The following is a 25656-nucleotide window of genomic DNA, read 5'->3' on the forward strand; positions in this document are numbered from 1 at the left end:
CATACTTTAACCCGCCTCGGGCGAATGCTCTCGGTTTCTCAAAAAGCCCCACAACTTTTTACTTTCTTAGGAATAATTGCCCCCATGACGAACCAGCCTTCCACCGACGCCACTGCTTCCGCGAATTCTTCCGTCCACACCCTCCTCCCTCTGTCGACCGCACCGGGTGCGGCTAGCCTTACCGCCACCCCCGCGGAGGATCCCGCCACCGACTACAAGACGCTGCTCTCCCCCATCCAGGTTGGTAAGACCACCTTCCGCAACCGCGTGATCATGGGTTCTATGCACACCGGCCTGGAGGATGCCACCGAGGACGTACCGAAGCTGGCGGCCTTCTACGCCGCCCGCGCCGAAGGCGGCGTGGCCGCGATGGTGACGGGTGGCTACCCACCGGTCATGGAGGGCAACCTGACCCCCTACGGCACCCCGTTTAACACCCCGGAGATCGCCGAAGCTCACCGTGAGGTGACCGATGCCGTCCACGCCGGCGGTGCGAAGATCCTGCTGCAGCTGCTGCACGCGGGTCGCTACGGTTACCACCCGTTGGTGCAGTCCGCCTCCGCCTCGCAGTCGCCCATCAGCCCCTTCCCCGCCCGCGAGATGACAGGCGAAGAGGTAGAAAGCCTTATCGAGGCCTACGCCACCTCCGCCGCCCTCGCCGCCGACGCAGGCTACGACGGTGTGCAGGTGATGGGTTCCGAGGGCTACCTGATTAACCAGTTCCTCGCAGAGCGCACGAACCAGCGCACCGACCAGTGGGGAGGCTCGGTGGAAAACCGCCAGCGCTTCCCCGTAGAGATTGTGAAGGCGATCCGCGCAAAGGTGCCGGAGGACTTCATCATCGACTACCGCATCTCTGTGCTGGAGCTAGTCGAAGACGGCCAGACCCAGGAGGAGATTCTGCAGCTGGCCAAGAAGATTGAGGAAGCCGGCGCCGACATGCTGAGCTCCGGCGTGGGCTGGCACGAGGCACAGATCCCAACAATCGTGACCTCCGTGCCGCGGGGCGCCTTCGCCTGGGCCACCCAGAAAGTGCGCGAGCACGTAAACATTCCGGTGGTGGCCTCCAACCGCATCAACACCCCGGAGGTTGCCGAGGCTGTACTGGACGGCACCTGGGATGGGGGCAACGGCGAACCTGCCGGCACCCCGCAGGCCGACCTTGTCTCCATGGCCCGCCCGCTGTTGGCGGACCCGGAGTTTGTAAATCGTGCCGCGCGCGGCCTGAACGCCGAGATCAACCACTGCATCGCCTGCAACCAGGCCTGCCTGGACCACACCTTCGGCAACAAGCGCGCAACTTGCCTGGTGAACCCGCGCGCTGCCTATGAAACTGAACTGGAACTGCTGCCCGCGCAGGGCACTAAGAAGGTCGGCGTGATCGGCGGCGGCGTAGCCGGACTATTTGCAGCCGAGGCGCTGGCTCTGCGCGGCCACGACGTTACCGTCTACGAGGCCGCCGACACCCTGGGTGGCCAGTTCAACCTAGCGATGCGCGTACCGGGCAAGGAGGAGTTCGTGCAGGCTCTGTACGCGGTGGTCAGCCGCCTGGAGGGGCTGAAGGTGAACATCTCCACCGGCAAGGCCGTGACCCCGGAAGAGCTCAAGGCCAAAGGCTTCGAGGAGGTCGTGGTAGCAACAGGCGTGCGCCCGCGCGTACCGGAGTTCCCGGGCGTGGCCGAGGGACTGGAGGGCACCATCGACGGCGTAACCGTCGCCACCTACGCCGAGCTGATCTCCGGCAAGAAGGCTCCGGGCGAGTACGTGGCCGTCATCGGCGCCGGCGGCATCGGCTACGACGTTGCGGAGTTCCTGCTGGAGGATCGCCAGGGCGAGCCGCAGTCCCTGACTTCCTGGAATAGCCAGTGGGGCGTGGTCGAGGATTCCGATGTGCAGGGCAACCTCTCCACCCCCAAGCCGGAACGCCCGCCGCGCCGCGTGGTCATGCTGCAACGCAAGCCCACTCGCATGGGCCGCTCGCTGGGGAAGACGACCGGTTGGGTCCACCGCGCATCGGTCGCTATGGGTGGCGCGGAGCAGATTGTGGGTGTGACATACGAAAAGATCGACTCCGACGGCCTGCACATCACCGTTCCAGTGGAGGATCCGAAGGTCACGTTGAAGAAGATCAAGGAGATCAAGTCCGGCACCTTCGAGGGTCGCACGCTGGATCGCGCCGAGAAGCAGGAGCTGTTGGAGCAGATCGAGCGGGAGACCAAGGAAAACCGCGAAGCGCGCGTGATCAACGTCGATACAGTCGTGCTGTGTACCGGCCAGGAGTCCGTGCGCCCGGAAGGCGCCTCCGACGCTCACATCATCGGTGGCGCGGACGTCGCCGCGGAACTGGACGCGAAGCGCGCCATCCGCCAGGCAGTGGAGCTAGCCGCAAAGATCTAGGGGCTACTACTCTTCGGGCTCCACCACCCGGTCATCCACCATGCCGATGCCCTGCATCAGCGCATAACAGGTGGTGGAGCCGACGAACTGGAAACCCCAGCGCTTCAGCTCCTTTGCCAAAGCCTTAGACTCCGACGACGTCGAGGGCACTTCATCTAGCGATGTGGGCCGCGTGTGTTCCGCCGGCGTGAAGGACCAGATCAACACGGGTAACCCCGGTGCCAGCCTGTTTGCCGCCCCGCCCAGTACCTCACGGGCGGGCGAATCCTCCGGCAGTTCCCGGTATTCCTCCGCACGGCGCAGCTCCATGGTCGCCTTCGCGTTTTCGTACAGCGCCTCGTGCTTCCGAGCATTCCGAATCAAACGTACGTCCTGCAGAGCAGCGCGCCGTTGGGGTTCACTCATTTCGGCGATGCGTTGGGCGTCAAAAAGAAAGAACACAGAGCGAAAATCGCGCCGCTTCCGCAGGATGGTGGCCCACGACAGACCAGATTGGAAGCCCTCGAGGACGATGCGCTCCAGCAGGCCGTGCTCCGTAATGACGGGACGGCCCCACTCGTTGTCGTAATAATCCAGCTCGATCTCGCTGCGGTACGCCCACGGCGGTCGGGCCACTCCCGCCTCGTCAATAAGCTGCCCGGTGCTGGTGGTGAGGAGTTGGCGATTGCCGTCCATCGGGATCCTTTCTACTTTCAACTACCGCCAAAAACATGTGGCGTGAAATTTGGTGTGCGCTCGGGGGCGCTGGTAGACAATCAACAGCGTAATAAAAAGGTCGGACAGGCTCCGCCCAATAAGGTCGCTCCCCCTCCCACAGGGCGAGGTTATCCACAGGCCAGCCAGGTTGTGCATAACCCTGCTTGGGGGTGGAGCCCTGCGGAGTTACCTGGTATTCCACCCCTAGAATGGGGTCGGGTCTCAACATGTAGAAATTGTGGGACTAGGCTTAAGGCAACCCAACAGATTCGACTGTTTATCTTCCTCACTCTTTACGTTTTTGTAGAGCTCCACTCAGCCCTGCGAATACTTGCAGGGGTTTCGCCGCACCCACCACACTGGCGCGAATCCCCCTCTACCACGCAACTTGAAGACCACGGGACGTTATGTCCCACAGATGGAAGGAAACGATGGAAAGCCATCCCAAGGCTGGCACCGCAGAGGTTGCGGCGAGCCAGCAACACGATACGGGTACTTTCAGGGCAGTCCCCGTCCGTCGGGGTGGCTTTATCGATGAGACGGGCTCGCCCGCCGTAAAACCGAAGAAAAAAGGCGCCCGACCGACCGTCGAGGCGCCTGTTCGGGAAGAAGCCAAGGGCGGCATCTTCCGCTCTTATATCTTCATCGGCACGCTACTGTTCATCATTTGCGCGCTGATCGTTTTACTTCTCGTGCTGTGGCTGGGCCACGGCCTAGAAAGCGAAAGCGCACGCTTCAGTGAAGGTGCGCTGTCGATGCTGGTCTTGGGTTAACGCCCCCTCGGGGCGCTAACCAGCTAAAGAATTTTACTTCTTACGCTTGCCGGTAACCAGGCCCACGATGAAGATCAGCAGGCAGGCGCCCAGCAGGCAGGTCAGGAAGCTCCAGATCCAGCCGCCGCTGCCGACACCCAGCAGGCCGAGGAGCCAGCCGCCCAGGAAGCCGCCGATGATACCGACGATGATGTTGAGGAAGAAGCCCATCTGCTCGTCGGTACCCATGATCTTGGAACCGATCCAGCCAGCCAGGCCACCGATAATTACCCAACCGACCATGCCCAGCGGGGGAACAGCGGAGCCATCTGCGAGTAGGAAGGAGTTTGCTGCAAGAAATTCAGTAGTCATACCCGTAACTGTACCGGCCTTCCCAGGGTTCCTCTACAGGTAAACAGATTTATTTTCTTCTTGCTAAGCGAATCCGTCTTTATGCGCCTCCCCGCTTTGTGCACCCCCCGCTTTGTGCGCCTACCTGCAGCGATATTCTTCTCTATTTTCCCCATCCCCCCGCTTACAAGATTGGCAGCATACTCACAGGTTCTGTATAGTCACGCCCGTGAAACAATCTCTCAGTTCCTTCTTCGCTTCCTTTAAGCGCATTGCCGTGACTCTCTCCCTCGTGCTAGCCACTGCGTTCGGCGCAGCGGGTGTGGCCACGTACAACGCCCCGGAGGCAGACGCTGCCCCGCAGGGTTCCGTACCACAGCTCCCGCCGCTGCCGAAGTTGCCGCCGCTGCCGGAGCTCCCGCCACTGCCCGCCGGTTCGGCTGACCTGCAGCGTATGTTGCAGCCGCCAGCTCCGGCTAAGCCCAAGCCGAAGGCGGGCCCGAAGCGCGTGAACAACGCTAAGCCCGCACCGCGCATCGGCAACGGCCGCCAGATCAGCGTGTACACCCGCTCCGCTGGCTATAACCGTCGCTACATCCTGGAGATGCCGACCCACTACAACCCGGCACGCCCCGCTCCGGTGATCTTCGGTTTCGACGGCTGGCGCGACACCCCGGAGAACTTCCGCCGCTACTCCCGCCTGTACGAAACTGGCGCACGTCAGCAGGCCATCAAGATTTTCCCGGAGTCCATCAAGCACGGCTGGGAAGGTGCCCCGTACGCGGTTGTGAAGGGTGGCACGGATCTGAAGTTCATCGTCCAGATCATTGATGAGATCGACCGTACTTACAACATCGACCGTGGCCGTATCTACGCCACCGGTCACTCCAACGGCGGTGGCATGACTGCCGTCGTCGCCTGCCACCTGCCGCACATCTTCGCCGGTGCTGCCGCAGTCGGTGGCGCTTTCTACGATCCAGTGAACCGTGGCTGCAAGAACCGCGCGATTCCGTTCCTGATCATGCACGGCCGTGGCGATACGATGATGAAGATCAACGGCGGCTACCGCCACAACGGCGCCCACTACATGGCTGTTCGCGATCTGGTTGGCAGCTACGCGAAGCGTAATGGCTGCGGCTACCCGCCGCGCATCACTCGCATCCGCGGTGGCGAGCGCCACGTTTACCCGTGCGCCCGCAAGGAGCTGCAGCTGATCCTGAACCCGCAGAACCACACCTGGAACCGCGTTCCGGATGCTTCCCAGGAGGTCTGGAACTTCCTATCCCGCCAGCGCCTCTAGCGTTGGGGCGACCAGCGCCCTAGCTGTCTAGCTGCGGCGCAAGCCAATCTCGGAGCACAACCGCATGGTTGTGTTCCTTTTCCTTTGCCGCAAACAACAACAGGAGTTCCGGAGCTCCCTGCTCCGCCGCCCGCTCCTGATATTCGCGCAATTCGGCCAGCGCGTCCTCCAACTCCCCCGCCTCGTGCCGCTGTTCCAGTTCCGCCTCGTAGCGCTCGCGGAATTCCGCAAAGCTCAAGCCAGCGTGAAACTCTTTGCGCAAGTCGCTGCTCGGCGTGAGCTCTTTCGGCCACCCAGTCAGATCCAGGCTTTCTTTCTTGACGCCCCTCGGCCACAACCGATCCACTAAGAATAAGCCCTCACGCTTCCGGTCGCGCCAGTTGTATACGCGGTCGATGTCCATGCTGACTCCTCTTTTGCCCTTGCGCCTCCTCGTTCTTGCGTCTTCCCGTTTAGGAGAAACGCCCGAGGCAGCGCAGCGCTTCGTCATGCATGCTCTGCACAACCTCGCCCGCGGGCACCTCGGCGCGCAACAGTTCCACGCCTTGGCCGGCGTGCAGCTTCAGCTCATCAGCGAAGTCCCCGCCCTGGGCACGGGCAGCGATCAACTCGTCGTCGGTAACCTCTCCGGCGTCCGACAACGGGCCGTACACATCCACAAAGGCATTACGCACGGTGCGGGTGGGCCACTTTTCCGTATCCCACTTCTGCGCCTCGGCACGGTCGTAGATGTCCGTCAAGACCGTGCGGCTAGCGGTGGCCTTGATAGCGGCCGCGCGCAGCTCCGGCGCCCCGGTGGCTTCGGGGGAGGCCAGCAGTGCGGTACCCACCCATGCTGCGTCCGCACCCGCGATCAGAATAGAGGCCACACCTCGACCGGTGGCAATACCGCCGGCCACGGCGATCGGCACTCCCGGCGCGTTGACCTGCATGTACTCCATGACTATCTGCAGCAGCGGCAGGGTCCCGATACGCCCGGTATGCCCGCCAGCGTCTGTACCCTGCACGCATACAGCGTCCACGCCCGCGGCCAGCGCCTGGCGGAGCTGCGCCATGGTGTTGATCGGCGCCACGACGGAGATCCCGGCCTCGTGGGCGCGGTCCACGTACGGCTTCGGGTCGCCGAAGCCCAGGCTCACTACCGTCGGCTTGGCCTCTAGCACTGCATCGAACTGGGCGGGGTTATCCTCCAGCGCCCAGACCATTAACCCTATGCCGTAGGGGCCAGCTTCGGCGGCGATGCGGGCATTCTCTAAGATCCATTCCGGCTTGGAACCGGCACCTGCACCGAACATTCCCAGACCCCCGGCGCGGCTCACCGCGGCCGCCAGGTTGCCGTCGGAGCGCCCCGCCATCGGAGCGCCGATAATAGGCTTGTCGATTCCCCACAGCTTGGTCAAGCGGGTATCTATGCGTTCAACCATGAAATTGGCCTCCTCATGGTTCTGAAAATAAATGTCTGTCTGCCACCCTAGTCGTCCTTCAGTGTCATTTCCGAAGCCCGGCCCCCAGTACCGGCGTAGGGTTGATCACATGTCTAAGAAGAACCAGCTCCATAAGCTCAAGCCCACTGCCTCGCTGAAGCCCGCGAAGGAGGTCAATACCGCGGCCGTCGTTGCCACCGGCCTGGTCGGTGGTTGGCTGACTGCCCGCGAGACTGGCATTCGTCCGCTCGGGGGCGTGATCCTGGCCGCCGCCGGTAGCTACGCTGCCCGTTCCTGGAACGCCAAGGCGGGCACGGGGGTGGCCGCCGGTCTGACGGCTGGATACATCGGCGCGTTCGGCCTCTCCCACCCCCTGGCCAAGAAGATCGGGCCGTGGCCGGCGGTTCTGTCCGTCACCGCTGCGGTCGCCGGTGCTGCGTACGCACTGTCCGACCAGCGCTAAAAGCCCTTAGGTTATAGACGCCACAGCCTGGCCCACCACAGCCTGAGCCATCGCCTCAAGCTGCGCCAGGTGGGGCTCGATGTCTCCCGTGAACTCGACAGGTTCAGCGGCCGTTTCCCACTCCAGACCCGTGAGGATGGAGCGTATGGCTTTCTCCGCACCCGTCGTGTCGTAGCCACCTCGGATCCACCAGCTGGTGGGGGTGGCTTTCTTTTCTTCCAGGACAGGCACGTACACCGTGTCGAAGTAGTGCTTCAGCGCGCCGGAGATGTAGCCGAAGTTGGCGGTGGTTCCCAGGATGACCGCGGCCGCGCCCCGCAACTCCTCTACATCCGGTTCCAGCGCCTGGCGTTCCAGCACCCGCACGGTTGGCTCCCCCAGCTCCGCATTCACCTCGTCGGCGGCGGAGCGCGCAGCCTGCAGCACCGTCTCGGCCAACTTCTGCGCCTTCTCCGTAGGGCTGTGGTGGACGACAAGGATGTTTACTGGGCTGTCGCTGGTGGCAGTCTCGCTCATGAAATCCACGCTACCGATCCTGACGAGTTGGGCGTAATTAGCACCTCGCTTTGTGCCTTATCGGGTGAGTCGTTTCGAAATTTTTCCTGCCCGTCAATAGACTGATTCGAGTTATGGCACAGGGAAAATCTTCGGCGGAAGACAACGCGGCAGAAAAGGCAGAGCAGTCTAGCGCCACTAAAGTAAAGCAGTCGGCGGAGCCAAGCGGCAAGCAAAAGGGCACCTCCGGTAAGTCCGGCGCACAATCTGCGACGATGCGCTACGACATCGAAGGCCTCCGCGGCCTGGCCATTGGCCTGGTTGTGGTCTTCCACGTCTTCGTCGGCAAGGTCAGCTCGGGCGTGGACGTGTTCCTGCTGCTCGGCGGCATTTTCTTCTTCGGCAGCCAGCTGCGCAATGCGCAGAACCCGAAGGGGCTCACCTTCGTTCAGTCGCTCATTCGCATCATTAGGCGCCTGTTCCCGTTGCTTGCGGTGGTGGTCGCCAGTGTGCTGGCGGCCTCGCTGCTGCTAATGAACCGCCTGGTGCACGTGCAGATGGCGAAGGATGCAGTGGCTGCCCTGGGCTACTACATCAACTGGCAATTGGCGTACTCCGGCCGCGAGTACACCTCTGTACGCACCACGGTCAGCCCCTTCCAGCACCTGTGGTCCATGTCGGCACAGCTGCAGATATACGTTGGATCACTGCTGGTCATCACCCTGCTTGCCCTGGTCTTCCGAAAGTACGCCCGCCAAGCACTACTGGTGGTGCTCACCGCCGCCACGGTGCTTTCCTTTGCCTACGCCACGTACTTCCACTTCGAAGACCAGACCATCAACTACTACTCCACGCTGAGCCGCTTCTGGGAGATCGGCCTGGGTGGCTTGCTGGGCATGCTGTTGCTGCGTCGTGACGCTAACGGTAACCCTGTCCTGCGCCCGCTGGGCCGGTGGACCCGCACGGTCATGGGCATTGTCGGCCTGGCCATGATCATCAGCACCGGCCTGTTCCTGGACGGCGCGGACCAGTTCCCCGGGCCGTGGACGCTGATTCCGCTGGTCGGAGCTTTGCTGGTTGTCCTGTCCGGGCACTCCGGCGAGCCGGTGGGCGTGACTCGCCTGCTGCTGACCCGCCCGTTCCAGTTCTTAGGCCGCATCAGCTACGCGCTGTACGTCTGGCACTGGCCGATTCTGGTGCTGTGCGTCTACTACTTCAACGTTCCCAAGGTCAGCCCCGCCCTCGGCGCGGCCGTGATCGCGGGCAGCGTGGTTCTGGCGTGGCTGTCCAATAGGCTGATCGAGCGTTTGCTGCGCCAGGGTAAGAAGCCTCAGCGCAACTGGGTTCTGCTGAGCCCGAAGTACTGGGCCAAGTCCCTTTCCGCGTGGCCGAAGGCTATTTACGCTGTGCTGATTCTGGTAATCGCTGGGGCCGTGGTGGCGTCGCCTACCTACCTTCAGCACCGCGAGGACGTAAACAGCGAACAGCTGTGGGACCTGGCCGACGATAGATCGATCTACCCCGGCGCGGCCAGCTTCCTGGTCAATGCTCCCGTGCCGGAGAACATGCCGCTGGTGCCGCCGCTGGAGGACTTCCGCTCGCTGCTGCCACCGACCCAGCCGGATGGTTGCCAGATCGGCTTCGACAGCGATGCGCTGATTCTGAAGAAGAACTACAACCGTTCCGACGAGGAATGCGCCTACGGCGACGTGAACTCCGATAAGACCATCTACGTGATCGGTGGCTCGCACTCCGAGCATTACATGCCGGCGCTGGACATCGTGGGCCGTAACCGCCACGTGAAGATGATCCCGATCTTGAAGATGGGCTGCCCGGTGAACGCTAAGATCACCCGCGTCAACGGCGACCCGTACCCGACCTGCATCAGCTGGTCGGAGAAGGTTGTGGAATACATCAAGGAGAATCCGCCAACAGAGGGCATCTTTATGACCGGCACCCGCCCAACCTCCATTGGCGGTGGCGGCCCGGAGCAGGTTCCGCAGGAGTACAAGGATCTGGTGCAGAGCTTCACCGACCAGGGCATCCACAGCTGGCTGATGCGCGATAACCCGTGGCAGACCAACGAGAAGGGCGCGCCGCGCGACATGCGCACCTGCGTGGCCGAGATGATGGAGGGCAAGAGCGGCGAGGCTTCCGAGAACGCGGACTTCCCCGGCCTGGCTAACCCGGGCCGCCCGAACTTCGACGAGGTGCTGGCCATCAACGCCGAGTGTGGGCAGAATGTCTGGAAGTCCCTGCTGCCCGAGGATCCGTCGATCGAGGCCTACAGGGGCATGGATGTCACCTTGATGGACCTCACCGCGGCCGTCTGCCGCGAGGACTGGTGCCCGTCGGTGATCGGCAACATGGCGGTCTACCGCGATGCGCACCACTACAACAACGTCTTCGCCGAGACCCTCGCCCCGGAAATGGAGGCGCAGATGTTCGACCCTAACCACAAGATCCCGCCGATGAACGTCGGGCTGATGCCGAAGCATAACCAGCAGGCGCCGCCTAACCCGCAGAACTAATCTGCGGTCTGCGTGGGTTTAGCTCCCTCCTGGCTCCCCTGCCTCTACTAACAGCGGCGTGCCGTTCGCCGTGGTGGTCCGCAGCGACCACGTGCACATGTCCGTCAGATCCGTCCGGGCAGGCGAGATCTCCACAATGGGTGTGCCCTTTTCCGCCGCGATTGCTGGCAGGCCCGCGGCGGGCCACACCACCCCGGACGTACCAATAATCACCACCAGATCTGCCGCCCGCATCGCGTCTTCGGCGGCCTGCCACTCCCGGTGCGGTAGTGGCTCGCCGAACCACACCACGCCCGGGCGAACCGGGTTCCCGCACAGCGAGCACGTCGGTGGCGTTGCCCGTTCTACCTGCTTTTCGGGCAGCTCCGGCATGCGCGCAGGCTTGCTACAAATGCTGCATCGATAGCGAAACAGGCTGCCATGTAAGTGCGCCACATTCTTACTGCCGCCACGCTCGTGCAGGTCGTCGATGTTCTGGGTTGTTACGTGTACGGTGACGCCCCCTCGCTGCGCCCACTGCCCTATCGCCCGGTGCCCCGCGTTTGCCTCTGCGCGGCGGCATAGCACCGCCCGCCAGAGGTACCAGGCAAGCATGGGCTCGGGATCCTGCGCCCAGGAATCCAGGCTGGCCATCGCCTGCGGGTCAACATGCGACCAGATTCCGGTTTGCGCGTCGCGGAAGGTATCTAGCCCAGAGTCGGCGGACATGCCCGCCCCGGTGAAAAACTCCACGTAGTTTGCGCCGCGTAGTGCGGCAACGAGGTCTCTCGGCAGATCTTCCAACGTCAGCGGCTGGAGCGTGTCGGCGGTGGACTGTGGGCTGGCGATCACGGTGACCATGCCCTCAGACTAGCTGGAAGGCCAAGTGACGTTTTTGAGGGCGTAACGCCACCACAGTCCTCTATAGTCGGTGGCATAGGCTCGCCCTCGGGAATGTGGGCGTCACTAGGACAGAGCCACTAAGAGAGAATCGCAGAAAGGTCAACAACCATGATCGTCACTACCACCAACACCGTCGAGGGCCACACCATTGCGCAGTACCTGCGCATCGTCTCTGGCGAGACCGTTGCCGGCATCAACATGTTCAAGGACATCGGTGCGGGCTTCCGCAACATCACCGGTGGCCGTTCCTCCGCATACGAGGGCGAGATCCTGCAGGCTCGCGAGTCCGCCCTGAAGGAGATGGTGGATCGCGCGCTGGAGATGGGCGCGCACGGCATCGTCGGCGTGGACGTAGACTACGAAACCCTGGGTCAGGGCGGCATGGTGATGGTCAGCGCAACCGGCACTGCCGTCACCTTTCAGTAAGGACGTTTAACCCGGTGCCAGCCGGGTTTACACCTGGTCGAGCGGTCGGATCATGATCGACTCGACATCCATGTGGCGAGGGCGGTTCGCAATCCAGCGAATGGTCTCGCCAATATCCTCTGCCTGTAGATTCAGCTTGTCCGCGTAGACCTCCTGCGCGCGTTCTGCGTCGCCCTTGAAGCGATTCAGGCTGAAATCCGTGGCCACACGACCCGGGTCCACCTGGCAGACGCGCACGCCCGATTCAGCGAACTCCATGCGCATCACATCCGTCAGGGCGGTCTGCCCGAACTTCGCCGCGTTGTAGCCCGCTCCCCCGCGGTAAGCACCACGACCTGCGACGGAGACAACGTTAATTACCTGCGGCGCCTCGGCCACCTGCAGCTGATCAAACAGCGCGCGGGTGACTTCGAGGGTACCCATCACGTTCGCTTCGAACATCCAACGCCAATCCTCTAGATTGGCCTCCAGCACCGGATCGAGGCCCCGCGCGCCACCCGCGTTGTTGACCAGCAGATCCACCTTGGAGCCCGTCAGCTCGGCTACGGCCGCGGTGAAATTACTTATTGACGCCCCATCCGTCACATCGAGAACAAGGGGCGTAGCCTTACCGCCCTCCTGGGCGATCTCTTGCACGACCTGCTCTAGCCTCTCCGCACGGCGGGCAGCCACCACGACGTGCCAGCCATCCGCAGCCAGCAGCTTCGCAGTAGCCTCGCCAATGCCGGCACTCGCGCCGGTGACAATGGCGACGCGGGTGTTTAACGATGGGTTGAGGCTGGTCGTAGTCTCTGAATCCTTAGAACTCATAAGCTCCAATGTAGCCGCCGGAGCGGGGCGGCGGGATCGGTTCTGCGTTGATTCCACCGTCGTTGAGGGAGGGGCGTAACCCTGGCGGGGGAACGTAACCGTGCAGAACGATGCAGCGCTCAAGTTAATGCATTAATCTTTTGTGTAATAAAAGATTATAACCCTCTCCTAAGGAATTCTTATGTCTAATAACTACGGTGGCGGCTTCCCTGGCGCCGGCGATGGCTCTCAGAATAACCCGGGGCAGGATCCGAACCAGAACCCGTTCGGCCAGCAGTACCAGGGTGGTCAGCAGTATCAGGGTGGCCAGAGCTACGGTCAGCAGGAATACAACCAGCAAGGGTACGGCCAGGGGGACCCTGGCCAGCAAAACTACGGCCAGGGTTACGGTCAGCAGGGCTACAACCAGCAAGGGTACGGCCAGAGTTACGGCCAGCCGGGCCAGCCGGGTCAGCCAGGCCAGAACCCGTTTACCGCTCAGCCTTATGGGGCTTATGGCCAACCAGGAAACGCCGGCGGCAGTGGTGGCGGAAACGGCGGCAAGATCATTGGCATTATCGTCGCCGCAATCGTGGTTATCGGCCTGATCATCGGCGGCTACTTCTTGCTGAGCAAGGATGACGACAGCAAATCCGAGCAGGCATCCTCCTCGGAATCTACTAGCTCGTCGGAAGAATCCAGCGAGAGCTCTTCCGAGTCCAGCACTGAATCTTCCACCTCGGAGTCCTCTAGCTCGGAATCCTCTAGCTCAGAGACCTCCACTTCGGAAACCACGGACGCTGGCAAGGAGCCACGCAAGCGTGGCGAAACCGGTGGCCCGGACGATTCCTTGAAAAAGAAGTACGCCAACGCGATGCCGAAGAAGTTGCAGGATCTGGTTCACAACTGCGCGTCTGGAACTTTCAAACTTAAGCGGGAAAATAACCGCGAGGTTCCCGGCATGCAGTGCCAGGGTGTGTGGGATTCTCCATGGGATTTCAACAAGATTGATCTTATGCACGACGTAAAGTACGCACCGAAAGAAATCAAATACCTCAAGGACCATAGCGCCACAGTCTGGTCTGACGACCCGAATAACTTTGCGGGCTATGTGATGGACGATATGAAACCGCTTATCTTCATCGTCAACCAGGCCGAGGGTGTCGTGCTGGAGTGCGAGATGCTCTTCGAGGAGGAATCCACACTGGAAGACGTTCTCACAGCTCTTGGTTACGAGAAGCCCTAACCGCACCGAAAACGAGTAATCCCCCCATCGTTCCCCCTATTCCACCCAGTTTGTAACGGAACGGAACAACGTAGGGGTTTCGGATCATTCGACCTACTGAGTGTGCCTGGCAAGTGCCATCCACCCACGTAAAATACTTTTACTTTCCAGGCTCCGGCTGTTAAGAAGTTTCAATAACTTTTAAGGACTTAACCACGATGACGAACAACCCATTCGACAACAACCCCAACCAGAGCGGAAATAACGGAGGTAACCCCTTCAACAACTCCAACCCCGCCGACGAGACAACTCAGTGGGACGCAGGCCAGAACCAGCCGCAGGGCCAGCCCCAGGCACAGGGTGGCCAACAGTACGGCGATGCACAACAGTACGGTGCCCAGCAGTCTGGAGCACAGCAGAACCAGGCCGGTAACTACGGTCAGCCTGGCATGGGCGGCCAGCCCGGACAGAATCCTTTCTACCAGGGTGGCTACGGCCAGCCGGGGCAACAAGGTCAGCCGGGCCAGAACCCCTTCGGCGGTGGCGATTATGCCGCCTATGGTCAAGCTCAGAACTCCGGTGGCGGCGGAGGAACCGGCAAGGTCATCGGAATTATCGCCGCCCTTGCCGTTGTGATTGCCCTTGCGGTCGGTGGCTACTTCCTGCTGGCCAAGGACGATGAAGAATCGAGCTCTGACGAGGCTTCCACTTCCGAGTCCTCCGGCAATGAAAGCACCACAGAAGAATCCAGCCCCGAGAATAGCTCCGAAGAGTCCAGCACTGAGGAAACCTCCTCGTCTGAATCCACTCCCACCGAGACCCCAGCAAAGCGCGGCGATATCGGCGGCCCGGATGATTCCCTGCCGTCCACTTACAAGGACGCAATGCCGGCGAAGGTCAACGATGTCATCAACAAGTGCGAGGAAGGTACTTTCACCCTTCGGTACGACGATCCGAGCAAGAAGAACCGTGATATGACGGGTGCTGCATGTAAGGGCGTTCGCGGTACGCCGTGGGCATATTGGAGCGTTGACTTCGTCAACGACAAGGAATACGCCGAAATGAAGACCAAGGATTACAAGAACGCTAACGCCACGATCGTCAACGACGATCCGAACGAGTACGCCGGATATGTCGAGGAGAAGTTCAAGATTCACGTCTTCCTTGTCAATAAGGACAAGAATGTTCTGATGGAATCTGAGCTCTTCGGCAGCGAGCCTGAGGACGCGAAACAGTTGCTTGAGCTGATGGGTTACTCCAGCTAGACCAGCGATGATCTCCTATTGCTCCGCTTAGCACTCCTGCACCCCGGAAAAGCCAGGTAGCTCTTACAGCTTCCCACTCTTCCGGGGCTAGGCGCATTCTACTTGTGATCTACATTCTCACCTTAAGGGCTTCTTCCTGATGACGAATAACAATCCTTATGGAAGCAACTCCAACCCAGATGTCACCGGCGCTGATTCCTCTCGCGGGCCAAAGAAGTGGGTGCAAGACCAGGGGCACTACCCCACCGAACCGCAGAATCATCCTGGCAACTTCGGGCAGCCCACTGCGCAGGGGGGGTTACAACCAGCAGAGGCAGCCTGGCGAACCAAATGAGCCAAATAGGCCAGGCACCACCTCCCGCACAGGCGGGGGTAAAGGCAAGGCAATCGGCATAATTATCGCCCTCCTCGTGGTTATCGCCCTCGCTGTCGGCGGGTTCTTCTTTCTGCAGAAGGACGATGAAGAGGCCTCCTCGAAGAACACAGAATCCTCGGAGGTTGCCGGATCTGGGGAAAACGATGGAGAAAACGCTGGGGAGAGCTTCGGAGAAAACTCCGCGGAGAATTCAGAAGACAACTCCGACCAGGGCTCCGACGAAAGCGCTGAGGAGCAACAGACCTCCGAGGGAAGCTCTGACGAGGAGCAGGCTGAAGATGGCGACGAAGAAGAACGCCCCGAGACTGGCCCCACGGAACCGTACAAGTCCGCAATGCCGGCGAAGCTCAACGAACTGGTGAGGGGCTGCTACGACACTACGTTGATGCTCCGCTACGACGACCGTTCGCGCCCTGAACGGGAAATGAAGGCCATCCGCTGCCGTGGTATTCCCGGCACAGTTCTGAACGACGCGGTCGTGGAGTTCATTGAGGACGAAGAATACGCGGACATGAAAGTCTCGTCGCTCAGCACCAGAACCGCGAAGGTCATCAGCGGTGACCCGAACAACTTCGCGGGCTACTTGGATACGGTTCTATCCACCAACATCTTCGTCATTAATCAAGAGAAGAATATTGTGATGCAGACCAAGATCCGCACGTACGGGCCCGAGGATATCGAAGAAACGTTCCGCGAGATGGGCTACTAAAAAGCCCGAAAGACCCAAACAGCCCGGACGGGCTCTACAGCGGCTGGATCCAGCCCTGCTGCACGGCGTGCTGGTAGCCGGCAACTGCCGCGGCGCCCAGGGCGACTACTCCGGCGATGCCGCCGCCCCAGGCCAAGATGCCCGCGATCGGCGGCGCATCTTCACCCAAAGAACCTGCCGGGTCGGTGCTGCCCAGCGGGAAGGTCTTCAGCAGCCATTCTGCGCCCGGGTTTGCGTGCTCCGCGCTGCTGGCCAACGAACCTTCGTTGGTCGCCTGCGGATTGTTCGGATTGTGATCCGGGTCGACCGGCTGAGCAATCGGGACAGTGCTGGAGCCCTTACCCTCGGACGGTGCAATGGCCTGCGCCGGAGCAGCGCCCACAACGCCGACGGCTAGGGCGCTCGCGGTGGTCAGCGCAGCTAGAGACTTGGAGGGCTGGAAAGACGGGAAAGAAATGGACCTCATAAGTCCATTAGTTTAAAGCTGCTCCAGAGCATGCGCGACATCTGCGAGCAGATCCTCCAGATCCTCGATACCGATGGAGAGGCGCACCAGGTCGCGTGGAACCTCCAGCTGGGAACCCGCCACGGACTGGTGAGTCATCGTCGCCGGGTGCTCCAACAGAGATTCCACACCACCCAGCGATTCCGCCAGGCAGATCAGCTTGGTGGACTGGCAGAACTTCAGCGCCGCCTCTTCGGAGTGGAAGCGCACGGAGATCATGCCGCCGAACCCCTTGCCGGTGGACTGACGCTTGGCTACCTCATGCCCCGGATGCTGTGGCAGGCCCGGGTACAGGACGGTCGCAACCTCGTCGCGGGAGTCAAAGAACTCCGCAATGGCCTGTGCGTTCGAGCAGTGGCGGTCCATGCGCACACCCAGGGTCTTCAGACCACGGGCATTCAGGTAGGCATCGAAAGGCGAGGCAATCGGACCGGCACCGCCGAGTAGGAAGTCCAGGTCCTCATCCAGCTGTGCGTCGTTGCTGACGATCGCGCCGCCGACCACATCGGAGTGGCCGCCGATGTACTTGGTGGTGGAGTGCAGCACCACGTCTGCCCCCTGGTCTAGGGGACGCTGCAGGTAGGGGCTGCAGAAGGTGTTATCCACGACGAGCTTCGGGCGCGTAAGGGCGTCACTACCAAACTCGTCGGCGAGAACCGCAGCGATGGCAGCGATGTCGGACACAGCGAGCAGCGGGTTCGTCGGGGTCTCCAACCACACCAGCTTCGTCTGCGGGGTTAGCGCCGCGCGGACGGCCTCGGGGTCGGTCGTGTCTACCACGGTGAAGTCCACATTCCAGTCCTTGAACGCCGTTGCGATCAAGCGATACGTGCCGCCGTAAGCGTCGTGCCCCATAATCAGATGGTCGCCTGGGCGCAGCAGCACACGCAGCAGGTGATCGGTAGCAGCCATTCCGGAGGAGTACACGCGACCGTGCTCTCCACCCTCAAGGGCGGCAATGGTGCGAGCCAGCGAGTCGACGGTCGGATTGGCCACGCGGCCGTATTCGTAGCCTCCGCGCAAGTCGTTCGGCGCGTTCTGGGCGAACGTAGTGGAGGCGTAGATCGGAATGTTGATGGAGCCCATAAACTCGTCGGGCTCGTAGCCTGCGTGGATGGCATCTGTGTTGTGGGCCATGGAAACTCCTCTTCGAACTAGTGCTGGTAGCGCGTCTTCGTGCTTATCTGCGCCGGGAATTCACAGCCCGGCGGGCATCGTTTCAACGATTATAGACCAAGCAGTCTAGTTGGAGACAACGATGGGGGCTAACTCTTGGTTTTTCCTCTTGGTGTTTGGAAAGAAATAGCCCCACAATGGCCACATGGATCGGACAGCACAGAGAATCGACTTCACCCAACCCGCCGACGTGGTTGCCCCGCTTCTGCTGGGAGCGGTCTTGCGCCACGGCGGGGTAGCTATAGAGCTGACTGAGGTCGAAGCATACCTAGGCACGGCCGACGCAGCCTCCCACGCCTTCAAAGGCCCGACCCCGCGCTGTGAGGTAATGTTCGGCCCTCCTCAGCACCTCTACGTATACGCCAGCTACGGCATCCATCGCGCCGGCAATCTAGTGTGTAGTCCGGATGGCGAGGCCGGCGGAGTGCTGCTCCGCGCGGGTAGAGTTATCGAGGGTCTTGACGTCGCTCGTGCCCGGCGTGGACCGAAACCTACCAGCGAGGCGCTCGCACGCGGCCCTGGGAACTTAGGCGCGGCACTGGGGCTAACCTTAGACCTTAACGGTTCGGTTGTTGATCAGGTGTTTTCTTCTATGGACGCCACGTCTTCCGCCGCCCCATTTAGCCTTACCCCGCGCGTGTCTGCCCCGCCGATAACCCGTGGCAAACGCATCGGAATCACCAGAAACGCCGATGCGCCGCTACGCTTCTGGGTCCCTGGCGACCGCAGCGTCTCCAGCCCTCGCGGGCCTGGCCAGGGAGTTCCTCTACACACCCCCTAGTCACAGTGCCCTAGCAGCGGGCCAGCTCGCGCTGGATCGCATCTTTCTCCGCTTGCGTGACCCACAGCTGGTATTCCGCCTTCACGCGCACTTGCGTGGATACATAAGTGCAGCGGAAGGCCTTATTCGCCGGTAGCCACGTCGCGGCATCGCCCGCACCCTTCTGCATATTCGACGGTCCGTCAACGGCCAGCAGATTCAGCGGATCGTTGGCAAACTGCTCGCGCCGCTCCGGGGTAAGCTGCTGCGCGCCTTTCTGCCAGGCATCGGCCAGCGCCACCACGTGGTCGATCTGCACCGCCTGGCTGGTTTTCTGCCCACGGACAAAGTGGATGTGCTGGCCAGTGTAGGGATCCTGCAGATCACCAGCGAGCACCTTGCAACCCTTTGGCGCGTCCACGTTGGTGAGGTCGCGAGCGAGTACGTCGTTGCGCTGGTCGCAACCGTTGCGGTCGATATCCTTCCACCGCTGGCCGAACTGATCGCGGCTGTAGCCCGTCTTCGGCGCGCGCCCCTTGACCGCCAGCGTTTCCAGCAGGTCCAGCATGTTCTTCTGGTGCAGTGACCGTTCCGGTACTGTGGGCCGCTCTGGCTGCGCTGGCTGCTCTGGTGGCTCTGGTGGCTCGGCTTGTTCCGACTGTTCCGGTACCGTTTCTGCGGTTGGCTCTACCGGCGCGTTCGAGCTTTGTGACGCCGAACTTCCGTCTTCTAGGAACTCCGTCCCCTCGGCACAACCACCGAGGAGCAAGCTCACGCCTACTAGCAGCGCCGCTGCACGGGCGGATACCCGCCCACTTACCCTCTTGCTCATAGCCCAATACGCTAGCAATCGCCGCGGACAGCCCCGGACGATCATCCACCTAAAGGGTCGAACATGCGTGCGACCCGGCGCTAACGTAGTGGCGTCACAAAAAGAGAATACTTTTATACCTGCCTAACGCTGGCGGTCTCGCGGTAGCATTAACGCATCATGAAACCACTTAAGAAGATTTACCAGGCACAGATGAAGGCAGTTCCGGCCTTCGTGAACAAAATGACCGAAAAGCCGGACCGCATGCGGCGCATGATGAACCTATGGCCGCCGCTGCTATTTTCCGGCATCAAGATGACCAGCGTCTCGCAAGACTGGTCGCGTTCGCGAATCGTGCTGAACCTGCGCTGGTGGAACGCAAACATGCACGGCGCTGCCTTCGGCGGCACCCTGTTTTCCATGACGGACGTGCTGTTCGGCACCCTTATTGCCCGTCGGCTCGGCACCAAGTATGAGGCCTGGACTCGCACCGGCACCTTCCAATTCCTCAAGCCGGGCCGCAGCGGGGCGTACATGGACGTGGAGCTCACGCCCGAGCTGATCGACTGGATCACCACCACCGTCGACGAGGACGGTTACTGCAACGTGCCGTACACCTCCGTTATTTACAACAAGGATGGCTCCGTCGTGGGCATCGGCCAGCAGGATCTGCACGTCCGCCCGCGTGGTGGCGGACAGCGCGCCGAGCGCCCGAAGCAGGCCCTGCAGCCGCGTGGTCTGGTGCTGGAATCGCTGGCCAACGCGGTGGTATGGCACTGCTTCAAGGATCAGCCAGAGATCCTGACTGTGTTGATGTCCGAACAGCGCCGCATCCCCGATCCCGAAGAGCAGATGCGACACGTAGTGCAGGTAGCGCTAGAAAAATCCACCAAGTCCCGGGAGGACCTGGTGGCTCTGGATATTCCCGAAAAATACCTGGACGCTTAAGTTAGTCCGATACCTAGCTCAAGCTATTAGCCGAGCACCTTGCCGCAGTTCGGCCAAGCACCTGCACCCTGCGTGGCCAGGACCTTCTCGGCGATCTCGATCTGCTGCGCCTTCGTGGCCTGATTAGCGGTCGGGGCGTACTTCGTGCCACCGAAGCCAGACCAGGTCTGAGCACTGAACTGCAGCCCGCCGTAGTAGCCGTTGCCCGTGTTGATCTTCCAGTTACCACCGGACTCACACTGCGCAACCTGATCCCAGGCGCTTACCGGTGCGGCCTGTGCGGCCGGGGCTGCCACAGCTGCGGCGGCTGCCGGGGCAGCAACCAGGCCTGCGGCCATGCCGATGCGGGCGAAAGCGGTCTTTACGGACTTATTCATGTAGACGAAAACTCCTTCTGCGAAGCCGGCCGGGTGGCTGGCCTCATATCGATTGTTTGATGTCTACGCGGCCGCGCTTTGCGACTGCACGCTGGCAGTTACGCGAAGTATCGCGCCCCGGGTGTTTGCCGGGCGGCTGCCACTAAGCACGCAAACCTACGCACTCTCCCCCGGGGTGCGTCAACCGAAAAAGCGCTAAATCCCGAAATAATCTCGGATTGATAACGAAAATTAAGGGGCTTCTTAGATCCGCTTACTGGCTGGATTCCGCCATTTAAAGACCAAGAAAATGCCCCTCACCAGGAAAATGCATCACTGCACCCATTGATTGATGCTTTGATGGCGAATATTCTTGTATACATGCGCACCACAATCAATCTTCCTTCGAAAGTCCTAGAGGCGGCTAAACAGCAAGCAAAGCTCAACGACCTCACCTTGAGTTCCTACGTGGAAGAGGTAATTCGAACGGCTCTTAAGCAAGCTGAAAACCCTCCGCAACAAACAGACGGCGCTTCTCTCCCAGTGTTCGACTGCGGCCCCATGCTCGTAGACATCGACGATAAAGATGCACTCTGGGAGGCGCTCGATGATCGTTCCTGATGTCAATGTTCTGATTAACGCATTCAGCTCCTCCGCACCCCGCCACAATGGAGCTAAGGAGTGGCTGCAGAAGGCGCTCTCTCAGCGAGAATCCGTCGGAATACTCGACGTGGTTGCGACCGGGTTTATCCGAATCATGACGAACCCTCGGATTTTTGCAGTGCCTCTCACCCCGGAGCAGGCTACAGGAGCCATCAACTCAGTTCTCGCTTCCCCCAACGCAATGCTTTTGCACCCCGCGAGCACCTCTTGGGACATCTTCGACGAGATCGTGCGGCTGCATAAACTCTGCGGTAACGATATTCCCGACGCATGGATTGCCGCCGCGGTCATTGCAGACGAGGCAACTTTAATAAGCGACGATCAAGGTTTTGCCCGCTTCTCCAACCTACGCTGGAACAGCATTAGCGAAGGAAAGTAGCAACTCTCGATTCGGATTGCTCTCCAAGCGGGAAATTCACTGGAACAGTGGATTTATCGGCGCGGGCCGTAGACCGCAGCCGATTCGATGCGGGAAGGCACCACGTACGCGATTGCGGCGGTGCAAACAATACCCGTGAGCGTGACCAACGTCCCCCAGTCGCCACTCAGAAGTCCGCCTGCGAGCACCCATGCGATCGCGGCAACTGATGCCAGCGCGATCACGGCCATGCCAAAGAGGTGCTCGTTACCGGTGCCGGAAACCGGGATGTACAGGAGTCCGGCGAGTACGCCGATGACGCCCGCAATCACTCCAGTCAGCACAGCAGGCCCCACGCCTGCGGACGCTTCACCTGGAATGAAGCTCACCAGGAGGTCCACGATGAACACCGCAGCAAAAGTGACAGCTGCGGCTAGAACGGCGAGGACGATGAGGTTCATCGCAACCTTCTTGCCGTCGTAGCGACCGGCCAGCAGGCCTTCGCGCGGGTCTTGCTGGGGCTGGTTGTAGCCAGAGTTATAACCCTGCGGGTACTGCTGCTGGTTGTTGTAGCCAGAATTGTAGCCACCATAACCGCCATTGCCCTGCGTGTTGAACATGCGAGTCTGATCGTCGTTTCCTTGCGGGTACGTCACCTAACGCTCCTTTCACCGGCGTTTCAGGTGGCCTATGTTACCGGAGTGACTATTGAGTAGTCACCCCTCTCCGCAGCTTTAGTGATCGTCCCAGTGGTCACCGTGCTTGGCGTGGCGGTGACCGTCGTGAATGTAGTCCACGTGATCGCCGTGCGGAACGGCAACGTGGCCGCAGTTCGGGCCGTGCTCGTGGTCGTGATCCTCGTGAACCTGGTGCTCGGTGGTCTCACACTCATCCCAGTGGCTTTCGTGCTCGCGGTGCAGGTGGCCGTCGTGGACGTAATCGACGTGGTCGCCGTGTGGGATGGCGGCGTGGCCGCAGTTCGGGCCGTGCTTGTGATCATGGTCGGCGTGGGTGGTACAGCTCATGATGAACTCCTTCAATACAGGGCAACCATGGAGCCACTGTCCATGGGTTAGGCGGGCCAGTAGGTTGCTTCGACACTTTCCATATTGTCCTCTCACCTGCTACGTTGTCAATACGTTTTCATTAAATATTGATGAGAAACCGTCGGCGCTGCACGCAAGTACTATTTCTTCAGCCGATTTTCCACACTGGCGATAAGGCTACGAACGTTGGCGAGTAGACGTTCTTCCTTTTCCTCCACCGTTAGCGTCTCCGTCATCTGCGTGGTTCCGTCCGGAGTCTTCGTTCCGCGCACATAATCCACACACGCCAAATCACTGCACATGTACGTACCGATGCTGCCGTAGTTATCCTGCGTGGACTTCGTGGTGACGATCGACATCAGTGAGGCGCCACTCGAAGGGTGCAGCGTGCGGCAGATCTGGCACATACGCGCCCCACCGCCCGTCGGCGCTTTACGGATCTCCATGGTGAGACCCTGCAAACCCTGCACGGTCTCCGCGACGAGGTAGGCCCTCTGAGGCGCCTTGGGGTCCACCCAACTCACAAACACCTGGCTCCCCCAGTCCGCTCCCAGAACGTGTGCCGGAATGTTGATGCGCGCAGCGGCACCCTTAGAGCAGTTGATAAAGCTCTTCCGAATTGCCTTTTCAGAGTAGGTCTGCACGATACTCCACCTTTCCGTCGCGAGAATTGCACCAAACATGCAGGTACGGTGGCCAAGTATAACAATCCTCGAAGGGAGCAGATCATGGCGCATAATTTGACTGAACCACTCGACATACTCATCATCGGCGGGGGGTTCGCGGGCACTGCGGCGGGTGTTACCCTCGCCCGAGCTCAGCGGACCGTCCGAATCATCGACAACGGCAAGCCCCGAAATCGCTACAGCACCCACTCTCACGGCATCATGGGGCGCGACGGGGCGAACCCAATGAAGCTACTCGACCAAGGGCGCAACGAATTCATGACATTCGGCGGTGAAGTAACCCAGGATGAGGTCACCTCACTCGAGCAAACAGACAACGCATGGACGGCCACTACGGCCGACGGACGACAGTTTCCGGCTCGACAAGTACTCATGGCGACGGGCATTACCGACGAACTGCCGGACGTCCCGGGACTCAGTGAGCTTTGGGGATCACGAGTTTTCCACTGCCCCTATTGCCACGGATACGAGGTCCGTGGGCGCGACCTTGCCGTCGTTGGTGGGGCGAACCCGGGGTTTACGGTGCGCATGGTGCACCTGATGCGGAAGTGGACCGATCGCGTAACGTTCTTCACTAACGGTCTTTCCCTTAGCGAAGCTGACCGCGCATTGTTCGAGAAGCGCGGTGTTGTTCTTATAGACGCCCCCATTTCCCGCGTGCAGCCCGTCCCAGAATCGGAAACGGGAGTTCTGGTGAACACCACCAATCCCAACGAAGCTGGCGGCTCCGCCTCTACTACCCGCTCCTTCGAGGCGTGCTTCACGGGCCCGGATTTCCACCCCAATGATCAACTACTGCTAGCCGCCGGCTGCGAATCCGACAATGGCTGGGTTGTACGACAGCCCAATGGCAAAACCTCCGTGGCGGGCCTATGGACTGCAGGCAACGTCACCAGCTCCCCTGACCAGGTGTCTCAGGCAATGGGCACAGGCGTGGCCACCGCCATCGCGATCGATCAATTCTTGCTGGACGAAGAGCTGCAGCAGGTTCGAGGGCGGGCTCTTGAATAACGAACGACCACAGAGCGTAGCGTTTATTCTTTTCGACGGATTTGAGCTGCTAGATGTCTTTGGCCCTGCCGAATTTTTCTCCAAGGTTCCTGGCCTTCAAGTGAAGTTTGTATCCGCGGATGGGGAACCTGTAGCCAGCTCCCAAGGTGTGAAGATTCTCCCCGACACAACCTTCGATTCCCTCGTGTGCGACACCGTTATCGTCCCCGGTGGGTACACGACCGAGATCGCTGGACGTCGTCCGGTGTGGCAGCGGGTATAGATATGGCCGTCGCCTTCGTCTCCCACTTCTTCGGCGCTCCACTTGCGGAGAAGATCGCCCATGACCTAGAGATTCAAGTTGACAGCGACCCCGAGCACGACCCGTTCGCGGTATAACGTTCAACCCAACAAACGCCGACTGAAGTGTCCCAGGTTTTGTTCCGTTTGAGTAGATGGGAAAATCTGGAACATGCCAAGGAAATTTGACCAGGATGCGAAGGACCGTGTGGTCCGTCTCGTGGAAGACCGCATCTTGGCGGAAAATATGTCGATGCAAGCCGCGTGCCAGGCAGTAGCCCCAAAGCTGGAGGTTTCATGGCACACAGCTCGTCAATGGACTTAAGCCTGCCCGGCGTGCGGGAAACGTCCCAGAACCTGTGCCTGAAGATTTGGCCGCCGAGAACGCGAGGCTACGCCGTGAAAATCAGGAACTACGCGACACTAATGAGCTGCTGAAGGCTGCCTCGGCTTTTTTCGCGTCGGAATTCGACCCAAGACGTCGGAAATGATCCGGTTCATCGATGAATACCGGAATCGTTTCTCTGTCGAGTTTATCTGTAAGGCGTTGAAAAATAAACGGGCTGGTGGGTTCATTACCTCGCGTGGGTATCGCCAGTCCAAGGCCCGTGGATTAAGTGCTCGCCGTCTTCGTGATGCTGTGCTGGTCGAACGCATGAGAACCGTTCATCGGGATAATTACGGCGTTTACGGTGTGCGGAAAATGTGGCATGCTCTTCGCCGTGCGTGCGCACGAAGAAAAGCTTTGTGTACGCCGCATTTGTCACCGACGTTTACTCTCGACGGATCGTTGGGTGGGCGTTATCGGATTCGATGCGGACTTCAAGCGCTCAACCAGGCGATCGTGTGTGCTGAGGAAACAACAGGTCTCATTCACCATTCAGATCACGGCTCACAGTATGTCAGCGTGGTGTCAACGAGCGACTTGCCCAGCACGGGAGTGCCGCTTCCACCGGAACCGTTGGGATTTTTATGA

General features: G+C 60.7%; 31 protein-coding genes and 1 pseudogene. 18 read left to right on the forward strand and 14 right to left on the reverse strand.

The features are described from left to right. Window positions 1–84: 84 nt before the first annotated feature. Window positions 85–2397: an FAD-dependent oxidoreductase gene (locus ACKFRT_RS08120; RefSeq protein WP_408924947.1), complete on the forward strand. Its 2313-nt coding sequence runs from the start codon at window positions 85–87 to the stop codon at window positions 2395–2397. 6 nt (window positions 2398–2403) lie between these two features. On the opposite strand, the gene ACKFRT_RS08125 is transcribed toward ACKFRT_RS08120, so the two are convergent. Beyond that, window positions 2404–3072, reverse strand: a complete 669-nt coding sequence (locus ACKFRT_RS08125; RefSeq protein WP_408924948.1) for a DNA-3-methyladenine glycosylase I — start codon at window positions 3070–3072, stop codon at window positions 2404–2406. A gap of 452 nt (window positions 3073–3524) precedes the next feature. Here ACKFRT_RS08125 and ACKFRT_RS08130 point away from each other — a divergent pair, with 452 nt between their 5' ends. Further along, complete coding sequence (locus ACKFRT_RS08130) at window positions 3525–3866, forward strand: hypothetical protein (protein WP_296216082.1); 342 nt, start codon at window positions 3525–3527, stop codon at window positions 3864–3866. 33 nt (window positions 3867–3899) lie between these two features. Here ACKFRT_RS08130 and ACKFRT_RS08135 read toward each other — a convergent pair whose 3' ends face one another. After that, window positions 3900–4217, reverse strand: coding sequence for a GlsB/YeaQ/YmgE family stress response membrane protein (locus ACKFRT_RS08135; protein WP_296216081.1), 318 nt, complete (start codon window positions 4215–4217; stop codon window positions 3900–3902). Window positions 4218–4425: 208 nt separating this feature from the next. Here ACKFRT_RS08135 and ACKFRT_RS08140 point away from each other — a divergent pair, with 208 nt between their 5' ends. Then, window positions 4426–5496 (forward strand): alpha/beta hydrolase family esterase, encoded by a 1071-nt coding sequence (locus tag ACKFRT_RS08140; protein ID WP_408924949.1) that lies wholly within the window; start codon window positions 4426–4428, stop codon window positions 5494–5496. A gap of 19 nt (window positions 5497–5515) precedes the next feature. Here ACKFRT_RS08140 and ACKFRT_RS08145 read toward each other — a convergent pair whose 3' ends face one another. Continuing rightward, window positions 5516–5899: a DUF488 domain-containing protein gene (locus tag ACKFRT_RS08145; RefSeq protein ID WP_296216079.1), complete on the reverse strand. Its 384-nt coding sequence runs from the start codon at window positions 5897–5899 to the stop codon at window positions 5516–5518. A gap of 49 nt (window positions 5900–5948) precedes the next feature. After that, a complete protein-coding gene (locus ACKFRT_RS08150) occupies window positions 5949–6920 on the reverse strand; it encodes a nitronate monooxygenase family protein (protein WP_296216078.1) in 972 nt (323 codons plus the stop codon). Window positions 6921–7029: 109 nt separating this feature from the next. Here ACKFRT_RS08150 and ACKFRT_RS08155 point away from each other — a divergent pair, with 109 nt between their 5' ends. Further along, a complete protein-coding gene (locus tag ACKFRT_RS08155) occupies window positions 7030–7383 on the forward strand; it encodes a hypothetical protein (protein ID WP_408924950.1) in 354 nt (117 codons plus the stop codon). 6 nt (window positions 7384–7389) lie between these two features. Here the strand turns inward: ACKFRT_RS08155 and ACKFRT_RS08160 are convergent, their stop codons facing one another. Next, on the reverse strand, window positions 7390–7899 hold the full coding sequence (locus tag ACKFRT_RS08160; RefSeq protein WP_408924951.1) for a flavodoxin family protein: 510 nt from the start codon (window positions 7897–7899) through the stop codon (window positions 7390–7392). A 113-nt stretch (window positions 7900–8012) separates the two neighbouring features. On the opposite strand from ACKFRT_RS08160, the gene ACKFRT_RS08165 reads away from it, so the two are divergent. Further along, window positions 8013–10409 carry an acyltransferase family protein gene (locus ACKFRT_RS08165; protein ID WP_408924952.1) on the forward strand — a complete coding sequence of 799 codons (2397 nt, stop codon included), beginning with the start codon at window positions 8013–8015 and terminating at the stop codon, window positions 10407–10409. Between the two features lie 18 nt (window positions 10410–10427). Here the strand turns inward: ACKFRT_RS08165 and ACKFRT_RS08170 are convergent, their stop codons facing one another. Next, window positions 10428–11249, reverse strand: coding sequence for an NAD-dependent deacylase (locus tag ACKFRT_RS08170; RefSeq protein WP_408924953.1), 822 nt, complete (start codon window positions 11247–11249; stop codon window positions 10428–10430). Window positions 11250–11399: 150 nt separating this feature from the next. On the opposite strand from ACKFRT_RS08170, the gene ACKFRT_RS08175 reads away from it, so the two are divergent. Next, complete coding sequence (locus tag ACKFRT_RS08175) at window positions 11400–11717, forward strand: YbjQ family protein (protein ID WP_296216073.1); 318 nt, start codon at window positions 11400–11402, stop codon at window positions 11715–11717. A gap of 27 nt (window positions 11718–11744) precedes the next feature. Here ACKFRT_RS08175 and ACKFRT_RS08180 read toward each other — a convergent pair whose 3' ends face one another. Further along, window positions 11745–12527, reverse strand: coding sequence for an SDR family oxidoreductase (locus ACKFRT_RS08180; RefSeq protein ID WP_296216071.1), 783 nt, complete (start codon window positions 12525–12527; stop codon window positions 11745–11747). Between the two features lie 181 nt (window positions 12528–12708). Between ACKFRT_RS08180 and ACKFRT_RS08185 the strand changes: the two genes are divergently transcribed. The 3 genes from ACKFRT_RS08185 (at window position 12709) to ACKFRT_RS08195 (ending at window position 16081) form a co-directional block, all read left to right on the forward strand. Further along, on the forward strand, window positions 12709–13752 hold the full coding sequence (locus ACKFRT_RS08185; protein ID WP_408924954.1) for a hypothetical protein: 1044 nt from the start codon (window positions 12709–12711) through the stop codon (window positions 13750–13752). A 197-nt stretch (window positions 13753–13949) separates the two neighbouring features. Further along, complete coding sequence (locus ACKFRT_RS08190) at window positions 13950–14996, forward strand: hypothetical protein (protein WP_408924955.1); 1047 nt, start codon at window positions 13950–13952, stop codon at window positions 14994–14996. A 410-nt stretch (window positions 14997–15406) separates the two neighbouring features. Next, window positions 15407–16081: a hypothetical protein gene (locus ACKFRT_RS08195; protein WP_408924956.1), complete on the forward strand. Its 675-nt coding sequence runs from the start codon at window positions 15407–15409 to the stop codon at window positions 16079–16081. Window positions 16082–16115: 34 nt separating this feature from the next. Here the strand turns inward: ACKFRT_RS08195 and ACKFRT_RS08200 are convergent, their stop codons facing one another. After that, a complete protein-coding gene (locus ACKFRT_RS08200; protein ID WP_408924957.1) occupies window positions 16116–16547 on the reverse strand; it encodes a hypothetical protein in 432 nt (143 codons plus the stop codon). Window positions 16548–16559: 12 nt separating this feature from the next. Further along, a complete protein-coding gene (locus ACKFRT_RS08205) occupies window positions 16560–17723 on the reverse strand; it encodes a cystathionine gamma-synthase (RefSeq protein ID WP_408924958.1) in 1164 nt (387 codons plus the stop codon). A gap of 184 nt (window positions 17724–17907) precedes the next feature. Between ACKFRT_RS08205 and ACKFRT_RS08210 the strand changes: the two genes are divergently transcribed. Beyond that, a complete protein-coding gene (locus ACKFRT_RS08210) occupies window positions 17908–18543 on the forward strand; it encodes a DNA-3-methyladenine glycosylase (RefSeq protein ID WP_408924959.1) in 636 nt (211 codons plus the stop codon). Between the two features lie 10 nt (window positions 18544–18553). On the opposite strand, the gene ACKFRT_RS08215 is transcribed toward ACKFRT_RS08210, so the two are convergent. After that, entirely contained in the window at window positions 18554–19354 is an 801-nt protein-coding gene (locus ACKFRT_RS08215; protein ID WP_408924960.1) for an HNH endonuclease family protein, read from the reverse strand. 159 nt (window positions 19355–19513) lie between these two features. Between ACKFRT_RS08215 and ACKFRT_RS08220 the strand changes: the two genes are divergently transcribed. Next, complete coding sequence (locus tag ACKFRT_RS08220; protein ID WP_408924961.1) at window positions 19514–20281, forward strand: PaaI family thioesterase; 768 nt, start codon at window positions 19514–19516, stop codon at window positions 20279–20281. 26 nt (window positions 20282–20307) lie between these two features. Here the strand turns inward: ACKFRT_RS08220 and ACKFRT_RS08225 are convergent, their stop codons facing one another. Beyond that, on the reverse strand, window positions 20308–20658 hold the full coding sequence (locus tag ACKFRT_RS08225) for a transglycosylase family protein (protein ID WP_296110685.1): 351 nt from the start codon (window positions 20656–20658) through the stop codon (window positions 20308–20310). A gap of 360 nt (window positions 20659–21018) precedes the next feature. On the opposite strand from ACKFRT_RS08225, the gene ACKFRT_RS08230 reads away from it, so the two are divergent. Continuing rightward, the gene (locus ACKFRT_RS08230) at window positions 21019–21258 is read left to right on the forward strand and encodes a hypothetical protein (RefSeq protein ID WP_408924962.1); all 240 of its coding nucleotides are present in this window, start codon (window positions 21019–21021) and stop codon (window positions 21256–21258) included. Then, a complete protein-coding gene (locus ACKFRT_RS08235) occupies window positions 21245–21679 on the forward strand; it encodes a TA system VapC family ribonuclease toxin (protein ID WP_408924963.1) in 435 nt (144 codons plus the stop codon). Before ACKFRT_RS08230 ends, ACKFRT_RS08235 begins: the two co-directional genes overlap by 14 nt. Window positions 21680–21732: 53 nt before the next feature. Here the strand turns inward: ACKFRT_RS08235 and ACKFRT_RS08240 are convergent, their stop codons facing one another. From ACKFRT_RS08240 to ACKFRT_RS08250, 3 genes are all read right to left on the reverse strand, one after another. After that, window positions 21733–22314 carry a hypothetical protein gene (locus ACKFRT_RS08240; RefSeq protein WP_408924964.1) on the reverse strand — a complete coding sequence of 194 codons (582 nt, stop codon included), beginning with the start codon at window positions 22312–22314 and terminating at the stop codon, window positions 21733–21735. 78 nt (window positions 22315–22392) lie between these two features. After that, entirely contained in the window at window positions 22393–22683 is a 291-nt protein-coding gene (locus tag ACKFRT_RS08245) for a hypothetical protein (RefSeq protein WP_408924965.1), read from the reverse strand. A 161-nt stretch (window positions 22684–22844) separates the two neighbouring features. Continuing rightward, window positions 22845–23348 (reverse strand): FBP domain-containing protein, encoded by a 504-nt coding sequence (locus ACKFRT_RS08250; RefSeq protein ID WP_408924966.1) that lies wholly within the window; start codon window positions 23346–23348, stop codon window positions 22845–22847. Window positions 23349–23444: 96 nt separating this feature from the next. Between ACKFRT_RS08250 and ACKFRT_RS08255 the strand changes: the two genes are divergently transcribed. From ACKFRT_RS08255 to ACKFRT_RS08275, 5 genes and pseudogenes are all read left to right on the forward strand, one after another. Further along, window positions 23445–24401 (forward strand): NAD(P)/FAD-dependent oxidoreductase, encoded by a 957-nt coding sequence (locus ACKFRT_RS08255; protein WP_408924967.1) that lies wholly within the window; start codon window positions 23445–23447, stop codon window positions 24399–24401. After that, window positions 24394–24663: a DJ-1/PfpI family protein gene (locus tag ACKFRT_RS08260; RefSeq protein ID WP_408924968.1), complete on the forward strand. Its 270-nt coding sequence runs from the start codon at window positions 24394–24396 to the stop codon at window positions 24661–24663. The genes ACKFRT_RS08255 and ACKFRT_RS08260 overlap by 8 nt, the downstream gene beginning before the upstream one ends. Next, complete coding sequence (locus tag ACKFRT_RS08265; RefSeq protein ID WP_408926128.1) at window positions 24588–24779, forward strand: hypothetical protein; 192 nt, start codon at window positions 24588–24590, stop codon at window positions 24777–24779. Before ACKFRT_RS08260 ends, ACKFRT_RS08265 begins: the two co-directional genes overlap by 76 nt. 27 nt (window positions 24780–24806) lie before the next feature. After that, window positions 24807–25005 (forward strand): annotated as a pseudogene (locus ACKFRT_RS08270) (hypothetical protein). A gap of 162 nt (window positions 25006–25167) precedes the next feature. Beyond that, the gene (locus ACKFRT_RS08275; protein ID WP_408924969.1) at window positions 25168–25656 is read left to right on the forward strand and encodes an IS3 family transposase; all 489 of its coding nucleotides are present in this window, start codon (window positions 25168–25170) and stop codon (window positions 25654–25656) included.

The sequence above is a fragment of the Corynebacterium jamesii genome (assembly GCF_046097395.1).
Taxonomy (GTDB): Bacteria; Actinomycetota; Actinomycetes; order Mycobacteriales; family Mycobacteriaceae; genus Corynebacterium.